Raw genomic sequence first — 18,808 nt, forward strand, 5'->3', positions numbered from 1 at the left:
TCTTCGCCGCGATCTTCAACGTCGGAGGACGGGGGCGCCGCCCGGAACGACACACACCACTAGGTAAAACTCCGCGATCGCACGCTAGCGGTGATCCGGAATGCAATGCGTGTAAGCGCCGCCGCCTCTTATGCAGCAGGCGGCTCAAAGCCGGGTGGCACAAATTAGGAATCACCTGGTCGCATCCACATGCGAGCCGGGCCTGACGACCAACCGACGACGGCAGTATTGGTGCTGCACATCCTGTCTGCGAGGTGGTGATAGACCGGTGGATAACCCTGTGGATAACCCTGTGGGTAACGCTGGGGATATGGGGCTGCGGAAGTGGCGAGGGACCACCCGTTCGGCGGCCCTGTGATGGCCTTAGTGTTCTGTGCGGTCGGGCTTCCCGTATTTGTTTCACGTGAAACGCCACGTTGCCAGACGGCGGCTGTCACGGTGCAGTCAGGTGCCTCAGTTGCGGCACGCCTTGGAGCATTAAAAAGGTTTCCTAAAAGGTGATTCTCGGCACAATTACCAAGGAACCTTGAAGGTTGCATCGCGTCACGCCGGGAGGCTACGCCGACTCGCCCGCCGAACGGCGCGGGCGTGAGGTGTGAGATCGCTCATGGAGCTGACCGTATGCCCACAGTGCGGCCGAGATGCCTGTGGATAAGCATGTGGATTCACCTGTGGATAAGACTGTGAATAAAGTCACCGTGAGGCCCAGTGAATACACATATGACAGGGGGCCCAATCGCTTTGCGCGGAGTCACCGTCCCCTATCGCGACAGCGATCAGAATGGATAGTGAAGTTGGGCCACGGCTCGAGCTGGGCGACCTTGGTCCCGCGACTGTGCCTACCCGGATGACGCCAAGGTTCGTCGGACCTGACCCATCACCTGGGAGGGCACGAATGGAAAATCATCGCTGCATCGGAGAGCAGGAGTTGGCCTCATGACTGACGCCTCTCGATCCGCGGGCGCCAGATAATGGCCTGAGGCTCTCGACGCATAGACATCCGTACAGCACGTGTTGCCGCGAGGACCAGGGTGCGATTGCGATGCGTTCGATGCGCGTCTCCACGGAGGCCGCGCCTGCGCGTTATCTTTGCACTCCTAGGACAGTGGTGTTGTGCGCCCCGCCGAAGGTTTTGTGGTTCTAGGCCAGCGTCGGTTTGTTGTGATGATGGCTAGGGCCGGATCGTGAAATGGGTCCTCGGCGAAGCTGGCGCCGCGCGGCGGAATCCCTTAGACCGGGTGGGAAGCTGGTGCGGACCTAACGTTTCGGCGGGGCCGTGGGCCGTATTCCCTCCGCCTCGTAAGGTGCTTCATCACCGGGCAATGACCCGACGTCGCAATCTCCGACTTCCATCGGGCTGAGCACGGCGTCGACTCCGCATACCGCATTCCCCTCTGAGAGGGAAGGCCGAGGACCGGGAGGAGCTGAGACCGCCCTGGGTTCGCGAGGGAGCTGTCGATAGACCAGGAGCAGTGGACCAGAAACTGGAGTGGAAGCTACGAGGAGGCCGGAAGGGTACCGAGGCGAATAGCTCAAACGGGTTACACGACAAGACCTCGTCTCGTATGGAGACGCCGCCCAGTCTAGTGACGTATTCCGCACTGCTCGTCCCCCCATTCCCCCACTGGTCCGGAAACGAAGGCCGTTGGGACATGGGGCGGTCCCATCTTGTGTTGGGTCTACTTGGCGGATCCAGCTGTGGCTGGCGGTATCCGGGCAGCCGGGCTTGGACTATGCCATCATGTGGCGCGGACAGAGCCCTGGTCGCATGAAGCCCGATGGTGGCACCTGGCCCGCAGCATTGGCCTTCTGGCACTCGGGCTGGCTGTCCTGGCTTCGTCGGAACGGCCGTCCGTGACGCGCCAAAAGGAGATCTCGCGCTACGGTGCGCCAGACTTCCGCTCATGTGATTGGTGCTCAAAGGGGGGTCCGCTTGTCGTCTTGCGATCCGATCGCCGGCGATCCCCCGGCTCGATCGGACACTGCGGTCATGATGCGCCACACTACTCAGGGATTGTTGCCAGGCAGTGGCGCTTCCCTGCGGCGGCCAATCTGAACTGGTGCGCGCGGTGTTTCACGTGAAACTATTGGGGTTGCTCCCCTGCCGAGGCTAGCGGGATCAGTGTCGTTTCACGTGAAACATTGGCTTCGGCTTCTCGCAGAAGGTTTTTCCAGGGTGCCTCATATTGCGCAGCGTCAGGCATGGAGCCGTCGGGAGGCGACTGTCAGTTCCTGGGGCGCTGATGTAGAGCAACGCTTTGATGGGAATCTGCCTCTCGAACGCCCTGATTTGGGCTTGCAGCTGCCGTGGGCCGAGTGATAGGAGAAGGCACACGCGGAGTACACCCAAACCCTGCGGCTACAGGGTCCGCGCCCGGCCACCTTTACAAGTGTGCAGCAGGGAAATCAGGGTCGTGATGTGAGTCCCCATTTGTACCTACTCGCTGAGAACGCACGGAAAGCCACGGCTAACACCTCTTAAACTGTGTCCGCCACTCGGGGATAAGATCAGGCCTGGAGTTGCTCTAGGTTTCAGGTCTTTGCAGCTTGAATCGAGAAGAACAACCTTCCCATTCTCAGTGCGGGGGCGGCGCCGCTCAGCGCTGGTATCGGCAATCGGCGATCGGCGTCCGAGACATGCGACCGCAGCCAGTGGCTGGCCCCGCGTTTGGGTCCGCTTGCGGGAACCTCGGAACTGGTGCCGTCTGGGTCTGCTTTGTATCAGGCCGTGGGTCTGTCTGCAACCGCAGCCGTACTCATAAGGTATATATGGGTGCTCCCGTCCACAGCCCGCGTCGTGGGTTCGGGGTGCTCATAGGCTGGCTCACCGGAGGGCTAGAAGTGCTTGTATGTGTGGATTCGGTGAGCACGTAGTGCTGGCACCCATCTGGGCCAGTAGTTCGTCGTGCGGTGCGGGGCCGCGAGATGCTGCAAAAGCGGGGAGCCCCCACGGTACGACATCCATGTCGTCATATGTCTGCTCGACCTCCAGTGGCGCAAGACCCTGAGGGAGGGGTACGCGGTGGAGTGGGCTCGCCGTTGGCGAGGCGATTGAGCTAGTCCAGGGGTAGTTTTCGTAGCAGGCCGTCTCGTTTTTCGGTGATCTCGGTTCTGCGCATCCAGATGCCTCGACTGGTTAGGGTCGTTCATGTTTCACGTGAAACGTATCCGGCTCAGAGCGCTCCCAACACCACCCTGCCCTCCAGGCACCAGTTTCTGCGGTTGGGTGCAAAAATATGTCCAGGGGCTCCTTGCTTCATTTGTTAAACCACCCCTAACCATTTCGATACGCGAAGCGCAACGACGGCGACCTGCTCGCTCGTCGGAATCCGCACAACGTTGCCTAGCAACTATTCCCCTACATGAACAGTGCGCCAGCATCCAGGTGGCGACTGACCATGACCTTGAGTATTGAACGGGCCGCTGCGGGGCCCTACGTTCCAGGCTTACATCTACCGCTTCGGCAAAGGTGGCAGTTCCCTTTGGTGGCTACTTCCGCGACCTTCAAGCTTGTAGCGAACCAGGCCACCACACTGGGCGTGGTGGTGAAGCGGTCAAAAGTCGTCCGCTGATCGTGCGCCAAAGCGGAATTGGAGTGTCCCGTTCGTCGGCAATGCTAGAGGACGACGGGCGAAGAGCCATGATCACCGGCTCGCGACCCGGTTCCGCATTGTCCGATGGCTGGGTCCACTGATCGTTTCACGTGAAACATCCTTGTCTGCGGTCCACAGCTCCCACAACCGCAGCCCAAAAGGGTCCGGGCCGGATTCTCGCATCTTGCCCGAGGCGACGTGCGTATCCTCAATTCGAAGGCGCTGTCCGCGATGCGTCACGCTTGCTGGCGGTGCTCCGCCCATACGGCCCCTATGCCCCACCCCCGTGTGTGACTGGACGATTCTGGGAGAGTAGACCGAGCATTCGCATCCCAATCGAGTTTCCTTCGGCACCACGGCCCCCGGGTGGGGGTGAGTGGGCTATGTGGCAAGGTGGAGTAACGCTGGAATGACAGAGAAAGAGGACGAATCGGCATTCCACGCAGCATATGAGTCACGGTTCGTCCCAGCTGCCGCTCGCTCACATCGAGCCTGTGTGCATTATCCCAGCGGATGTCGTCCGGACCGTTAAGTACGTGCCGTCGTCGCTGAGGTTTACCCGCAGAACGAAAGGTGACCATCACTCCTCTCGGAGTGATGGCCACCTTTCTGGCGCCTGTTGCCGGCGTTGCCTGTCAGGATTCCCGTCCAGGCATGCTGGGACTAGGACAGAACGTCCGCGAATTCCTTCTCGAAGAACTGCTTCGGCTTGGCACCAATGACCGTGCTCTTCACTTCGCCGCCCTGGAACAGGTACACGGCAGGAATGGAGGTGATGCCGTACTCGGCGGCGATGGCAGGGTTGTCATCAACATTCACCTTAACGACGTTGACCTTCTCGCCGTACTCCACCGAGATCTCATCCAGGATGGGACCCAGCTTCCGGCACGGACCGCACCATTCGGCCCAGAAGTCAACGATTACCGGCTTGTCAGCTGCGAGTACGTCGCTGCTGAAACTTGCGTCTGTTACGTCTTTTGCGTTGCTCATAACCCTTGTCTCTCTCTTTCGATGCTTTTCAGCGCCGGTCAGGCGTGAAGGTCTGCGAGGTAGTGCTCGACGTCGATCGCTGCGACACAGCCGGAGCCGGATGCGGTGATCGCCTGGCGGTAGGTCGGGTCCACGACGTCGCCGGCGGCGAAGACGCCCTTGATGCTGGTGCGGGAGCTGCGGCCCTCGACGGCAATGGTCCCGGCGTCCGTGATCTCCAGGCTCTCCTTGACGAGCTCGGTGCGAGGATCGTTGCCGATTGCCACAAAGACGCCGGTCACGGCAAGTTCGGACTCGGTGCCGTCGACCAGGTTCTTCAGTTTCAGGCCGGTGACCTTGCCTTCGCCGAGGACGTCCTCGACGGCGGTGTTCCACACGAAGTTAATCTTCTCGTGGGCCTGTGCGCGGTCACCCATGATCTTGGAGGCCTTCAGGGTGTCGCGGCGGTGGACCACTGTTACGGACTTGGCGAACTTGGTGAGGAAGAGCGCTTCTTCCATGGCCGAGTCGCCGCCACCGATCACTGCGATGTCCTGGTCCTTGAAGAAGAAACCGTCGCAGGTTGCACACCAGCTCACACCATGGCCGGAGAGCCTCTTTTCATTGGCCAGGCCGAGCTCGCGGTACGCCGAGCCGGTGGACAGAATGATGGCACGGGCGCGGAAGGTCTCCCCCGTTGCGATGGTGACAGTTTTGATGTCACCGTCGAGATCCAAGGCGGTGACGTCCTCGAACTGGATTTCGGTGCCGAAGCGCGCAGCCTGCTTTTCAAAGTTTTCCATGAGATCCGGGCCCATGATGCCCTCGGGGAAGCCAGGGTAGTTCTCGACATCGGTGGTGTTCATGAGCTCACCGCCCGCGGTGACGGAGCCAGCCAGAAGCAGCGGCTTCAGGTTGGCGCGGGCCGTGTACACGGCGGCTGTGTAGCCTGCGGGGCCGGAGCCGACGATGATGACATCACGTACTTCTGACGCGCTGTTTTCTGCGGTGCTCACTGAACGGTGAACCTCTTCCTTTGTCGATGCGCCAGCCTTCCGGCCGGCCACATGGCACAACTGATTGGCAGTGTGGAATATTCCAAACGTGTGTGGAGGCAGGCGGGAACGCCCGTGCCTGCACGGAAACACCGCCACGGGACTTTCCACAAGGGTACCGCCTCCGGCTACCCAAGGCATGCCGGTTACGCCCCGGAGGAACGTCACCGCTGAAAGGTAGTGTCCCTATTGGGCAGGTGCTCTACTGGACCTTGATCTCCGCGAGCCGCAGGCCGTAGCCAAAGCGGGTCTTCGGGGCTGCGAGCTTGGGCAGGTTCTTGATCGAGACGATGACGTACTGGGCAGTCACCGGTTCGGCCAGAGGCATGGTGAGGTCAGGCGAGGTGAAGCTGTTGGTGCCCACCTGCTTTGCACCGTCCAGCGAGGGGCGGTCGTTGGTGTAGACCGTGATGCTTCCGCCAGACGCACCCAACTGGTTCAGGGTGATCGAGGAGACCTTGGAAGGGCTCTTGAGCTTGACCACCAGCGGGACACCCTCGGGAGCAAGACCGCCCCAGTCCTCGGTGGCAAACTCCATGTCTGACCAGTAGCTCGCCGCGTTTCCGTCGGACGCCTTGCCGAGGTCGCCGTCGTACGTCGAAGCGAAATCAAAGTTACCCTGGCGGGTGATCCCCTCGATGGCCGGCGGCCCTGCCGCCGGAGCGGTGCTTGGGGCCGGCGTACCGGTACTCGGCTGGGCCGCAGCCGACGGCGGTGCGGTGGCTCCGGGGGTTGCTTCCGTTTGCGGTGCACCCTTGAAGAGGCTGCCGAGGTTGGTCACGGCAAAGATGAGTCCGACGATCAGGACGGCCGCGAGAAGGCCGCCAACGAGCCAACGCATGGAACGCGGCTCCTTCTGGGGCTCGTCGTCTTCATGGTCGTAATAGTCGGCTGCGGGAGCAGCGCCGGTGTGGGCGACCGCAGGGAAATTGCCCGCACGGCGGTCCGGCTCGTGCGCGTCGCTGCCCTCGTCGTCATACTCGTCTTCGGGGACGTAGTCATAGTCGTTCTCGGACCACAGCGACACCTTGGATGAGCTGCGGCCGTCACCGGCAGCCCCCGCGGAAGCTGCGGCTGCCGCACCTGCACCGGCGGCTCCACGTGCGGCGTTTCCGGAGCGGTTGTTTTCGCGTTGCAGGAGTGCCTGCTCAACGTTGTCGTGCTGGACGAACTCCTGGACGACGTCCTGCTCATAGCCCTTATCCGGCTGAATCGGGTGCGGCGCAGTGGTCTCCGGGACGCCCTGCCGGTTTCCGCGCGAACCAGCCGCACCTGCGGCTGCACCTGCGGCGGCCGCAGGCGCGGCACCCGCTGCCGGACCCGCGACGGGGCGGGCTGCCGGAAGCGGCGGCACGACGGGAGCCTTCCGGACCGGCGCTGTGGGGGCCTGCGGCGCAGGAGCGTGCTGGCCAAGTCCCTGCGGAGCCATGGCCCCGTGGGTGGACCGGCTGGCGGCGGGGCTCGGCGCGCTGGCAGGGTACTGCCCGCCCGGTCCGGACTGGCCTCCGCTGTAGTTGATGTACCCGGCTTCGACCTCGTCGTCTTCGTCGTAGGTTTCGGGTTCGTGGGAGCGCGCCTGCCCGAAGATCTCGCTGCCCAGGGTGTCCGTAAAGAAGGGCTCCACGTAGGGCGGGTTGGAAGCAACCACCAGGTCCAGCAGGTCAGCGGCGGAGGTGTGGTTGGTGATCAGGTAGGTCGTGGCGTCGCTGACACCAAGGTCCAAAATCTGCATGTTCCCGGGGCGCTCCCCCGTGGCCACTTCACGGGCACTCTGGGCCACCTGGTCGGCGTTGTACGGGCCGGCCACCAGGATGCTGACCGAACGGTTCAGCACCTGGTCCACACCGTCCAGCACCAGATCCTGGTCATGCGAGCTCAGCACTGTGGCCGTGACCTTGTAGCGGCCGCCAAGTACTGATCCGACATCGATCGGGTGGGACACGTGTTCCTCCTAGCCTGTCCGGGAAATGCTTCTGGCCCTGGCGATGCATCGCCTTGAAAGGCCTCCGGCGCGCCGGCGGACCCGTGGTCTGCAACTACCTTTGTTCCCCTCGATCCTAGCCGATGCTGTGCAGCGGCCGCGGAAGACGGGGCTGGCCGACTCCCTCCCGGGTTACTTTTTCTTCCTCCGCCGTGACGGGAAGTGGGGGTTCTGGCCGGGTCTTCCCTGGTAGGTCCTGCGGCCTGGAAGCGGGATCTCCCCGCGCAGGGCGTTCCTACGGGCCGTCCCGGGGACGTCCTCCTCAGGAAGGTAAGCCGCTGCGTCGTAATCTTCCGGTTCCCGGTGGGGCGCGGGCCCGGCGCGGAAGGAGGCAGAATCGAACTCGCCGGAAATCCGGGGAATCAGGCCGGTGTCCGAAGAGACCGTGGCGCGTTCCGGCGTCGGACGCCGCCGTGCAGCAGTGCCAGCGGATGCTCCGGCAGCCGAAGCCCCGGCGGTAGCCGCGGCAGCGGGAGCCGCCGCCGGTGCGCCGGAGCCCCCGCCAGAACCGCGGCCCAGCCGCCCAAGCAGCGGCCGCAGCAGGTCGCGCAGCTCGGTGACCCGGAACAGCTTCAGCAGCAGCAAGTACACGGCCAGCATGACAGGCCCGACGACGACGATGGTCGCCAGTGCGGCGGGCCGGCTGCTCCAGGCGAAGCCCACCGGGCTGTAGCTGCCCATAAGCCACAACGCGCCCACACCGGCAATGGCCGAGCCGAGGGCGGCGTAGCCCATGCGGATGTATGAGTTGATGATCCGCGGACCGTCCAGGTGCCCCAGCAGGCGGCGCAGGAAGATGGCGGAGACGACCACTGAGAGGATGTTCCCTGCGGTATAAAGGACGGCGATGGCGAAAATGATCTGGTCGAACGGCAGGAACTGAATGAAGAACGCGGCCACCACATTCACCAGGGCCAGCACCAGCTGGATGTAGAAGGGCGTGCGGGCGTCCTCGTTGGCGTAAAAGACCCGGGACATCATGAAGTTGGCGCTCATGAACGGGGTGCTCAGCGCCAGGATGGTGAGCGTCTGCGCCAGCATCACGCCGTCCGTGCGGGCACCGCCGGAGAAGAACATGCCCAGCGGCCCCGCGAGTGCGAACAGCGCCAGCGCACCGAACACCGTTGCAACCGCCATGGTCCGCAGCCCCTGCGACAGGGCTTCACGGAGCTCCGCACGGTTGCCGTCCTGCGAGGCGCGGGTCATCCGGTTGAACAGCACCGTTGCCAGGGAGAGCGCGATGATCGAGTGCGGGAGCAGGTACAGCTGGCTGGCCACTTCCAGGACCGCGTTACCCGGAAGCATGTCACCTGCGGGGTCGCCGGCCTCCTGCAGCCGGAGCCGCTCGGCTCCGGGGATGGTGGCGATGCGCATGACGTACAGGAACGCGAGCTGCCCGGCAGCTGCGGTCAGGAGCGTCCAAACGCTCAGTCTCGCGGCATGGCCCAGCCCCACCCCGCGCCAGCCAAAACGCGGGCGCAGCCCCAGCTTCAGCCGGAATACCGGGATCAGGAGGATGGCCGTCTGGGAGAGGACGCCGATAGTGGAGAACCCGGCGACGAAGAACGTCTGGGACGCGCCCCAGTTGTCCAGCGAATGCGGGTTGACATTGTTGGCACCGAAGATCCAGATGAACATGCCAAGGCCGGCAATGGCCACGATGTTGTTCATGATGGGTGCCCACATAGCCGGGCCGAAGGCCCCGTTGGCGTTGAGGACCTGCGTCAGCAGCGCGTACAGGCCATAGAAGAAAATTTGCGGCAGGCACCAGAAGGCGAAGGTAACAGCCAGTGCCTTTTGCTGCGGCGAGTAGCCCTGCGTGGTGAGTTCGATGACCGCCGGCGCCAACAGCGTGACCAGCAGGGTCAGGGACAGAAGCACGAGAACTGCCAGCGTGAGCAGCCTGCTGATGTAGTCCGCTCCCCTGTCCGGAGCCCTGCTGGCTTTGATGATCTGCGGGACCAGCACGGCATTGAACACCCCGCCGGCCACGAGCAGGAAGATCAGGTTGGGCAGGTTGTTGGCGTTGATGAACGTGTCATTAACAGTCGAGCCCAGGCCCAGCGCCGCGCCGAGCATCCAGGTCTTGCCGAATCCCAGCACACGGGACACCAGCGTCCCGGCAGCCATGATGGCGCTGGAACGGGCCTCGCCGGGCTGCGCGGCACTGGAGGCTGCCTCGCTGGCAGGCGCTACACCGGGCGGTGTTTCGCCCGGCTGCGCGGGCTGGTCGGAGGACGGATTGGCTGCTGACATCGTCTTCATCGTCTCACCCGGGCGCTGATATTGCGGCACGCACGGGGGTACCCGGCAGGCATTGCCGGACGGTCAGAGGTGCTCGGGAAGGACTTCGCGTGCCAGGTCGGCGATGCGGCGTTCATTGGGGAACGAAAGCTTGCGCGCAAGCTCGTGGATGGGAACCCAGGCAACATCAACCGCTTCCTTGTCAGGATCGTTTTCGATGGTGAGTTCGCCGCCGGTGGCGCGCAGCAGGTAGTGGTGCACTGTCTTATGCACGCGGTGCCCGCTGACGGTAAACCAATAATCGATGCTGCCCAGCGGGGCCAGAATGTCACCGTCGATGCCGGTTTCCTCCGCAATCTCACGGACCGCGGCTTCCTCGTTATTCTCCCGGCCCTCGGGGTGGCCCTTGGGCAGGCACCACTCCAGCCGTCCGCCCCTGTTAAGGCGGGCAATAATCGCTACCCTCAGTTCGTCGTCGGACGTGTCCACTACGACGCCTCCGGCAGAGACCTCCTCAACGGTGGGGAGCGAGGCCGGGGCCGAGTGCGGTGCAGGAGCGACGTGGGCACCGATTGCCGACGGCAACGGTGGGTTCGTCCTCCTGCCGGGAGCGCTCGGTACTGGATGGGCCATGCAGTCCACTCTAACGACTCTTGCCCCGGCGTGATGACCGGGACATGGCTTCCAGGTGGACTGCGTGTTACGGGCTTTGCCGGCTTCGTCGCACAATGACGGGATTTGGTGCGGTAGGGCTTGGTTTTCTGACAAGCTTAAGTAACTATGGCGCACGCACATCAAAAGACTGATCTTCACACCGTTGACTTCCAGGTGGACCCGGTGGTCCTGGAGCTCGGTCAGCGGTTCGTGGACGCCGGTCATGAGCTGTCGCTCGTCGGTGGCCCGGTCCGGGACCTCTTCCTGGGCCGCGCCTCCCCCGACCTCGATTTCACGACGGATGCGACGCCGGACCAGACCGTGGCGCTCATTAAGAAGTGGGCGGACAACTTCTGGGAGATCGGCCGCGCCTTCGGAACGATCGGCATGCGCAAGGCCGGCTTCCAGATCGAAATCACCACCTACCGCGCCGAGGCCTACGACCCCGAGTCCCGGAAGCCGGTAGTGGCCTTCGGTTCTTCCCTCACGGACGACCTGCTGCGCCGTGACTTCACCATCAACGCCATGGCCCTGCGGCTGCCCGCGCTGGAACTGGTGGATCCCTTCGGCGGAGTCCGCGACCTGCACGCCTCCGTGCTGGCCACCCCGGGCGCTCCCGAGGCATCCTTCTCCGACGATCCCCTGCGGATGATGCGGGCCGCGCGGTTTGCGTCCCAGCTGGGAGTGTCCGTGCGGGACGACGTCCGCGTTGCCATGACCCGGATGGCCGAGCGCATCAGCATTATCTCGGCCGAGCGCGTCCGCGATGAGCTGGTCAAACTCGTCTGCGGGCGGCACCCGCGCGTGGGCATCGACCTGCTGGTCGATACCGGCCTCGCCGAGTTCGTGTTGCCCGAGGTGTCCGCGCTCCGGCTCGAAGCAGACGAACACCACCGCCACAAGGACGTCTACCAGCACTCCCTCCAGGTCCTGGAGCAGGCGGCCGCCCTGGAGACTGGTTCCGACGGCGCGGTCCCCGGCCCGGACTTTGTCCTGCGGTTTGCGGCACTGATGCACGACGTCGGGAAGCCGGCTACGCGCCGGTTCGAACCGGGCGGCGCGGTCAGCTTCCGCCACCACGACATGGTGGGATCCAAACTGACGACGAAGCGGATGAAGACGCTGCGCTTCGATAACGACACCATCAAGGCGGTGGCCCGCCTCGTGGAACTGCACATGCGCTTCTACGGCTACGGCGACGCCGGCTGGACCGACTCGGCTGTGCGCCGCTACGTGACCGACGCGGGGCCCCTGCTGGAGCGCCTGCACCGCCTCACTCGCTCAGACGTCACCACGCGCAACCAGCGCAAAGCCGAGCGGCTGTCCTTTGCCTACGATGACCTCGAATCCCGGATTGCGGCCCTCCGCGAGCAGGAATCCCTGGACGCGGTCCGTCCGGACCTGAACGGCGCCGAGATCATGGCCCTGTTGGACCTCAAGCCCGGGCCCGTCGTGGGCAGGGCGTACAAGTTCCTGCTGGAGGAACGGATGGAAAACGGCCCGCTCGACCCCGCCGACGCCGAGTCCCGGCTCAGGGCCTGGTGGGCTGAGCAGCCCGAAGCCGATGCTCCTGCTGCATCTGAGTCTCCCGACGATCCCGCTACTTCTGTGTCTCCCGGCTCTCCCGCCGACGTCGAATCTTCCCTAACCGAGGAGTCCAAGTGAACGCCGCCAACATCGCCCGACCCCAGCTCTGGATCCTGCGGCACGGCGAAACCGAGTGGTCCAAGAGCGGCCAATACACCGGGCTGACGGACCTGCCCCTGACGGTGGAGGGCGAGCAGCAGGCGGTCGAGGCGCGGAGGATCCTGGACAGCGTTGATTTCGACCTGGTCCTGACCTCTCCGCTGCGCCGGGCCCGGCGCACCGCGGAACTGGCCGGTTTTCCGGATGCCGTCCACGAACCGCTGGCCGTGGAATGGGATTACGGCGACTATGAGGGCATCAGCTCGGACCTGATCCGCAAGGACAATCCCGACTACCTGATCTGGACGCACGGGGTTCCCAACGGCGAAAAGCTGCATGATGTGGCTGCCCGGGCAGACAAGATCGTGGCCCGGGTCCTGGAGTCAGGGCTGGACAACGTCCTGATTGTGGCCCACGGCCACTTTTCCCGCATCCTCACCGCCCGCTGGCTGGAACTGGAACCTGAAGAAGGCCGGCACTTCATTCTGGGAACAGCAAAAGTCTGCACCCTGGGCTGGGACAAAAGGACGCCTGCCATTGTCCGCTGGGGCCTGTAAAAAATTTCCTTTGAATCTATTTTTCGAACTTCCGGAAAATAAGTAGTCAACCAGATCATTCTTGGTGTACTTTTATTCCTGACCCCAGAGCGATCTGCCAGGGTCATGGCGCACGGTGTCCGGCAAGTCAGCCGGCACCGGCAGAGCAGAAAAGGAGGTTGGGAAAATGATTACTTTGACTAGCGGATGGAAGATGACCATCACCGCGTTCCCGGCCTTCGTTGCTGACCCGCGCCCTCTTCACGGACTCGCCCGAGCCTAATTCTGACAGCCCTGCCGGTCTTCCACATGTGATGGGAGAGCAGGCGGGCCAGTGGCAGACAATTCTGCCACTTCCTCAGAAACCCGGCGGTCTGCCGTAGCGGAACCACGCGGTTGCGCAGCTTCCCCATAGTTCGGAACCCTGCTTCCTGTTGGGCTTGCCGCGCTGCCGTTTCGTGGGCCAATTGCCGCTTTTTCGGATCACATTTCCTTGCCGGGCATTTCTTTGCCTTTTTACGGCCATTTCTTGGCATCCTCGAATGGCTCTAATTTCCGCGCCCGGATTCTTTTCATCACTTTCTGAAAGGAGGTGAAAAAATTATGCTCCGCAAGCTCCAGGAGGTTTTCTCCGACCGCGATCCCAGCGGTGATGCCGGCCTTTCCAGCCCCGATGCCACAACGGTCCAGCAATCACAGTTCGACGGCCAGCTGCTGGACCAGAAACGGGAGGACGTCTACGTGCTCATGCACCAGCAGATGAGCGGCATGCGCTGAACCGCAGGCCCTTCGCAGTTCTTGCTCCGCGCCTTCGATCCAAAGAGGAGGATCCGGTGGGCCACATCGGTCAGCAGTTTCCACAGGGAGCCCGCGCGGCTACGCGCGGGCTCTCGCCTTTTAACGTGGGTAAGCTCGAGACCATGCAGGAGACACAGCCGCCGCCCGATCGAAAGCTCGCGCGCCTGGTGGTGCCGAGCCGCAGCGACCGGCTCCTGCGCAATTTCACCGAGCTAATCGGCGGGCCCCTGGGCCAGCGGTCTGCCCCGGGGGTGGTCGCGCCCGGCTTCTTCACAGTGGAACGCGTGCTGATCATCCTGACCGTGCTCGCCGCCCTCGCTGCCATCGCCGTCAAGGACTACTGCCGGGTGAATGGCTGGGAGACGCCGTCGCAGTTCTACGCGACCTGCTATTCGGACTTCCCGGAGCTGTTCCGCAACCGGGGCCTGGGCGATGGAGCCTTTCCGTTTTTCACTCCGGATGTCCTTTTCGAGTATCCGGTCCTGATGGGCCTGATTGCCGGCATCACGGCCCGCCTGGTGCCGGGCGAGGGAGTCACCGACTCCCGGATTCTCGGTTACTTCGATGTCAACGCGACCCTGATTGCCGCCGTCTGGATTGTCACCGTGCTGGCCACGGCCCGTATGGCCCGCCGACGGCCCTGGGACGCAGCCATGGTGGCCCTCGCACCGGGCATCGTCCTGGCCGGAGTGATCAACTGGGACATGTGGGCCGTGGCCATGCTGGCCCTCGGCATGTACTTCCTGTCCCGGGAGAAGCTGGTCCTGGCCGGCCTCCTGATCGGCCTGGGCACTGCCACCAAGCTCTATCCCGTCCTGGTTTTCGGCGCCATTTTCCTGCTGGCCCTGCGCACCGGGAAGATCCGTGCCTTCCTTATCCCGGCAGCATCTGCCGCCGCGGCGTGGCTCGCCGTCAATCTGCCCATTGCCGCGCGGGACCCGGCCGGCTGGAAGTACTTCTTCGAGTTCACGCAGGACCGTCCCGCCGGCTACAGCTCGCCTTGGTTTGCGTACAACCTGGTCGCCGGGCGGGTGCGCTGGACGCTCCTCACTCCGGAGGCCATCAACACGCTGGCCCTCAACGTGTTCGTGCTGGCCTGCGTCCTCATTGCGGTCCTGGCGCTCACCGCCCCGCAGCGGCCACGGATTGCGCAGCTGACCTTCCTGATCGTGGCGGCATTCATCCTCACCAACAAGGTCTACTCGCCCCAGTTCGTCCTTTGGCTGGTGCCGCTGCTGGCCCTCGCCCGGCCGAAGTGGCGGGATTTCCTGATCTGGCAAGGCATCGAGGGGCTGCACTGGGCGGCCATCTGGATGTATCTTGGCCAAGTGACCAGCGGCGGCGTCTCACAGCACAACATCGACATGCCGTACTACGTCCTGGCCGTCGCTGCCCATATGCTTGCAACTGCATATCTCATGCTGCGGGTCGCCTGGGACATCTGGGACCCCCGCTACGATCCCATCCGGCGGCACGCCATGGACGATCCACACGGCGGTCCCTTCGACAACGCCCCGGACAGCCTGCGGATCGACCTGCTCCGGCCCTCCGCGTCCCTGGTCCCGTGGCGGACGGTCGCCCGAGATGCCTGACGTCGCCGTCGTTGGTTCCGGACCTAATGGCCTCGCCGCCGCCGTCGTCATGGCGCGGGCGGGACTCAAGGTGCACGTATATGAGGCCGCGGACCAGCTCGGCGGGGGATCCCGGACGTCCCAAGTCATTGAGGAGAGGCACTGGCACGATGTCTGCTCGGCCGTTCACCCCATGGCACTGGCCTCGCCCTTTTTCCGGGCGTTCGAACTGCCGCGGCGGGTGGACCTTCAGCTTCCGCCGGTGCAGTTTGGGTCCCCGCTGGACGGTGGCAGGTCGGCCCTGGCGTACCGGTCGCTCGACCGGACCGCCGACGAGCTGGGCCGGGACGGCCGGGCCTACCGCAGGCTCATCGCTCCGCTGGTGCGGCACATTGACGGCATTGTACAAACCACGTCGGACCAGTTGCTGAGGGTTCCCGGCCACCCGCTGGCCGCCGCCGTCCTGGGACTGCGGACCCTTGAGCAGGGATCGCCGACGTGGAATTTACGGTTCCGGGAGGATAGGGCACCTGCCCTGGTCAGCGGTGTGGCCGCCCACGTCGTGGGGCGCCTGCCGTCACTGTCCGGGGCGGGGGCCGGCTTATTGCTCAACGCTTTGGCGCACAGCGGGGGCTGGCCCATCCCGGTGGGCGGATCGTCTGCGATCGCCGAAGCGATGGCCACGGACGTCGAGGCCCATGGGGGCGTGCTGCAGACGGGTTTCCGCGTCACGTCGCTGGCGGAGCTGGAACCGGCGAAAGCAGTGCTGCTGGACGTGGCGCCTCCTGCCCTCTCACGCATCGCAGGCAGCCGCCTGCCCGCCTCCTACCGGCGCGCGCTGGAGTCCTTCCGGTTCGGCAACGGCGCGTGCAAGGTGGACTTCATTCTGTCCGGGCCCGTGCCGTGGACCGCTGCAGGATTGGCAGGGGCCGGAACGGTGCACGTGGGCGGCACACGGGCGGAGATGACCGAAGCGGAGAACGCCGTGTCCCAGGGCCGGCACCCGGAGCGGCCCTACGTCCTGGTCTCGCAGCCATCCGTGGTTGACCCAAGCCGCGCGCCGGAGGGCAGGCACATCCTCTGGACCTACTGCCATGTGCCAGCGGGGTCCACGGTGGACATGGGCCAGGCCGTCATGGACCAGCTGGAGCGCTTCGCACCCGGGTTCCGTGACCTGGTGGTGCGGCACAAGGTCACGACGGCGGCCGAACTGGCCGCCTACAACGAGAACTACGTGGGCGGCGACTTCAGCGCCGGCCTCCTGGACCCCCGCGGCCTGATCCAGCGGCCGGTCGTCTCCCCCGTTCCATGGCGAACTCCCGCGCGTGGTGTATATCTGTGCTCCTCCTCGACGCCGCCCGGACCCGGCGTCACCGGCATGTCCGGGTTCCACGCGGCGAAACACGCGCTCAAGGACATATTTGGATTGGACGTCCCGGTCCTCGGCGTGTAGCCGGCGCTCCTCCCTTGGGCGCGAACGGAGACTTGAGCCCCGCTGACAGCGGGCGCACGGGGCCGCAAATGACCGTGTTCATGCGCTGAAGCGGGGCGGGGTTGCGGCGCAACTGTGGCGTGGCTGGCACGGGGCAGCCGCCGGGGGATAATAACGCAGTGGGGAACACTAAAAAACTTGCACTTGTCCTTGCCGGTCTCATACTCAGCGGCTCACTGGTGGCCTGCGACGACGGCCGCGGCGGCGCGGAAGCCGCGGCGAAGCAACTGGCCTCCGCCGTCGCCGGCCTCGACCTCCGCCCGGTTGCCTTTGACGGCCGCGACTCAGCAGTGGCCAACGACCAGCTCAACCAGGTCTTCAAGGCGCTGGCGCCGGCCAAGCCCTCCGTCGAAGCGGGCGAGCTGGCGCTCGACGGGGACACCGCCCGGATCCCGCTGAACTACAGCTGGAAGATTTCCACCGGCGAGTGGAAGTACACCGTCTCGGCCGACCTGCGGAAATCCGGCGACAAGTGGCTTACTGTCTGGTCGCCCGGGCTACTGGTCCCGAACCTGGCCGAAGGGGAGATTCTCAGCAAGGCCACCCAATCGTCCCCGCGCGCCGACATTCTCGGTGCCGGCAACCAGAAGCTCGTTACGCTGCGCGCTGTGATTAAAGTTGGCATCGACAAGCCCCAGCTGCGCGGCGCCGATGCCGCAGATTCAGCCACCAAGCTCGCCAAGCTGGTGGGCGTGGATTCCGCGGGCTACGTGCAGCAGGTGGCGGCATCCGGTGCGGAAGCGTTCGTTCCGGCCATCACCCTGCGCAACACCAGCGACCGCGCCGTGACCGACGCAGAGATCGAGGCCATCCCCGGTGGGCGGGCCATCCCGGACGAACTGCCGCTGGCACCGACGCGGAACTTCGCCCGGGCTGTCCTTGGCACAGTGGGCGAAGCCAGCGCAGAGCAGATTGAAAAGTCCAACGGCACCCTGACCGCCGGTGACGTCATCGGCACCGGCGGACTCCAGCAGCAGTACGACGCCCAGCTCCGCGGCACGGACGGCACCGTCGTCCGTGTGCAGCGCGCCGATCTGACCCGGGAAGAGATTCAGGCCGCCCCCACGGACCCGCGGCGCACCGTCTTTGAGGTGCAGGGTGTTCCCGGCACGCCGTTGCAGACAACCCTCGACACGAAGCTGCAGCAGCTCGCCGAGGACACCCTTGCCGACATCAAGCCGGCGTCCGCCATCGTGGCGCTCCGGCCGTCCACGGGGGCGGTTCTGGCCGCCGCGTCCGGACCCGGAAGCAACGGCTACAACACCGCCATGCTCGGCCAGTACGCGCCGGGATCCACCTTTAAGGTGGTGGACTCCCTCGCCATGATCCGCAACGGAGCCACCCCCGATTCCACTGTCGAATGCACGCCCACGCTCACCGTCGACGGCAGGAAATTCAAGAACGCCGAGGGCTATCCCAAGGACTCCCTCGGATCCGTGACCCTGCGTGACGCCTTCGCCCACTCCTGCAACACCGCCTTCATTGCCGCCCGGGACAAGGTCACCCAGGCCCAGCTGGAATCGGCCGCCACCTCCCTCGGGGTAGCAGTGGAGGCGCCGAAGCTGGGCGCCGAGGCGTTTCTTGGCTCCGTTCCCGGGGAGGCCGAAGGGACCGAACATGCGGCAGCCATGATCGGCCAGGGCCGGGTGCTGATGTCCCCGCTGTCAGCAGCCGTGATGGCAGGCTCGGTGGCGAAGGGCTCGCCCGTGTCCCCGGTCCTGGTGCAGGAGACGGCTCCCGCAACGTCATCGGCCAGCCCGGCGCCGACGGCGGAAGGTTCCGCCCCGTCGTCGACCGTCACAGCGGAAGCCCCAGCCAAGACTGCCCAGACACCCGTCACCAAAGCGGAGGCCGCGGCCCTCTCAGACATGATGCGTGCAGTGGTGACCTCCGGCCACGCCGGATTCCTGGCCGACGTGCCCGGCGAACCCGTGGGTGCCAAAACGGGAACCGCCGAGTTCGGCAACGCCAACCCGCCCAAGACCCACGCCTGGATCATCGCCGTGCACGGGGACCTGGCGGTTGCCGTGTTCGTTGAGGACGGCGGGCTCGGCGCCACCACCTCCGGCCCGCTGCTGAAGAAGTTCCTGACGGCCGCCGGCTAACGCATCGCGCTGACGCCCGGCACGCTCCCACCCATCACGCTCGAGTTTTGTCCACTTGTCGCGACTTGAGGGCGCATGTGGGGACGATAGCTGTACAAAAACTCCGTCGGGCGGGGCATGGGAG

11 protein-coding genes are annotated in these 18,808 nt (G+C 64.7%); 6 read left to right on the forward strand and 5 right to left on the reverse strand.

The annotated features are described in order from the left end of the window. Positions 1 to 4,256: 4,256 nt before the first annotated feature. The 5 genes from trxA to J7I85_RS08145 all read right to left on the reverse strand — a co-directional run bounded on the left by trxA (position 4,257) and on the right by J7I85_RS08145 (position 10,427). Positions 4,257 to 4,583 carry a thioredoxin gene (gene trxA, locus J7I85_RS08125; RefSeq protein WP_111903149.1) on the reverse strand — a complete coding sequence of 109 codons (327 nt, stop codon included), beginning with the start codon at positions 4,581 to 4,583 and terminating at the stop codon, positions 4,257 to 4,259. Positions 4,584 to 4,621: 38 nt separating this feature from the next. Continuing rightward, the gene (gene trxB, locus J7I85_RS08130) at positions 4,622 to 5,578 is read right to left on the reverse strand and encodes a thioredoxin-disulfide reductase (RefSeq protein WP_214849492.1); all 957 of its coding nucleotides are present in this window, start codon (positions 5,576 to 5,578) and stop codon (positions 4,622 to 4,624) included. A gap of 241 nt (positions 5,579 to 5,819) precedes the next feature. After that, a complete protein-coding gene (locus J7I85_RS08135; RefSeq protein WP_214849495.1) occupies positions 5,820 to 7,559 on the reverse strand; it encodes an ABC transporter substrate-binding protein in 1,740 nt (579 codons plus the stop codon). 171 nt (positions 7,560 to 7,730) lie between these two features. Continuing rightward, on the reverse strand, positions 7,731 to 9,854 hold the full coding sequence (gene murJ, locus J7I85_RS08140) for a murein biosynthesis integral membrane protein MurJ (protein WP_214849505.1): 2,124 nt from the start codon (positions 9,852 to 9,854) through the stop codon (positions 7,731 to 7,733). Between the two features lie 72 nt (positions 9,855 to 9,926). After that, positions 9,927 to 10,427, reverse strand: a complete 501-nt coding sequence (locus tag J7I85_RS08145; RefSeq protein WP_003800186.1) for an NUDIX hydrolase — start codon at positions 10,425 to 10,427, stop codon at positions 9,927 to 9,929. A 195-nt stretch (positions 10,428 to 10,622) separates the two neighbouring features. Between J7I85_RS08145 and J7I85_RS08150 the strand changes: the two genes are divergently transcribed. From J7I85_RS08150 to J7I85_RS08175, 6 genes are all read left to right on the forward strand, one after another. Next, complete coding sequence (locus J7I85_RS08150; RefSeq protein WP_214849515.1) at positions 10,623 to 12,161, forward strand: CCA tRNA nucleotidyltransferase; 1,539 nt, start codon at positions 10,623 to 10,625, stop codon at positions 12,159 to 12,161. After that, positions 12,158 to 12,739, forward strand: a complete 582-nt coding sequence (locus J7I85_RS08155; protein WP_102972578.1) for a histidine phosphatase family protein — start codon at positions 12,158 to 12,160, stop codon at positions 12,737 to 12,739. The genes J7I85_RS08150 and J7I85_RS08155 overlap by 4 nt, the downstream gene beginning before the upstream one ends. Positions 12,740 to 13,321: 582 nt before the next feature. Then, positions 13,322 to 13,495, forward strand: a complete 174-nt coding sequence (locus J7I85_RS08160; protein WP_214849715.1) for a hypothetical protein — start codon at positions 13,322 to 13,324, stop codon at positions 13,493 to 13,495. A gap of 143 nt (positions 13,496 to 13,638) precedes the next feature. Then, positions 13,639 to 15,108 (forward strand): glycosyltransferase family 87 protein, encoded by a 1,470-nt coding sequence (locus J7I85_RS08165; protein ID WP_214849525.1) that lies wholly within the window; start codon positions 13,639 to 13,641, stop codon positions 15,106 to 15,108. Further along, positions 15,101 to 16,540, forward strand: coding sequence for an NAD(P)/FAD-dependent oxidoreductase (locus tag J7I85_RS08170; protein ID WP_214849538.1), 1,440 nt, complete (start codon positions 15,101 to 15,103; stop codon positions 16,538 to 16,540). Before J7I85_RS08165 ends, J7I85_RS08170 begins: the two co-directional genes overlap by 8 nt. 158 nt (positions 16,541 to 16,698) lie before the next feature. Further along, positions 16,699 to 18,684: a penicillin-binding transpeptidase domain-containing protein gene (locus tag J7I85_RS08175; RefSeq protein ID WP_214849541.1), complete on the forward strand. Its 1,986-nt coding sequence runs from the start codon at positions 16,699 to 16,701 to the stop codon at positions 18,682 to 18,684. Positions 18,685 to 18,808: the final 124 nt, after the last annotated feature.

Source organism: Arthrobacter sp. ISL-65, assembly GCF_018613795.1.
Lineage (GTDB): Bacteria > Actinomycetota > Actinomycetes > Actinomycetales > Micrococcaceae > Arthrobacter.

Excerpts from the sequence above, each read along its gene's own strand:
- trxA (WP_111903149.1), bottom strand. The coding sequence starts at position 4,583 with ATGAGCAACGCAAAAGACGTAACAGACGCAAGTTTCAGCAGCGACGTA.
- murJ (WP_214849505.1), bottom strand. The coding sequence starts at position 9,854 with ATGTCAGCAGCCAATCCGTCCTCCGACCAGCCCGCGCAGCCGGGCGAA.
- J7I85_RS08160 (WP_214849715.1), top strand. The coding sequence starts at position 13,322 with ATGCTCCGCAAGCTCCAGGAGGTTTTCTCCGACCGCGATCCCAGCGGT.
- J7I85_RS08170 (WP_214849538.1), top strand. The coding sequence starts at position 15,101 with ATGCCTGACGTCGCCGTCGTTGGTTCCGGACCTAATGGCCTCGCCGCC.
- J7I85_RS08165 (WP_214849525.1), top strand. The coding sequence starts at position 13,639 with ATGCAGGAGACACAGCCGCCGCCCGATCGAAAGCTCGCGCGCCTGGTG.
- J7I85_RS08150 (WP_214849515.1), top strand. The coding sequence starts at position 10,623 with ATGGCGCACGCACATCAAAAGACTGATCTTCACACCGTTGACTTCCAG.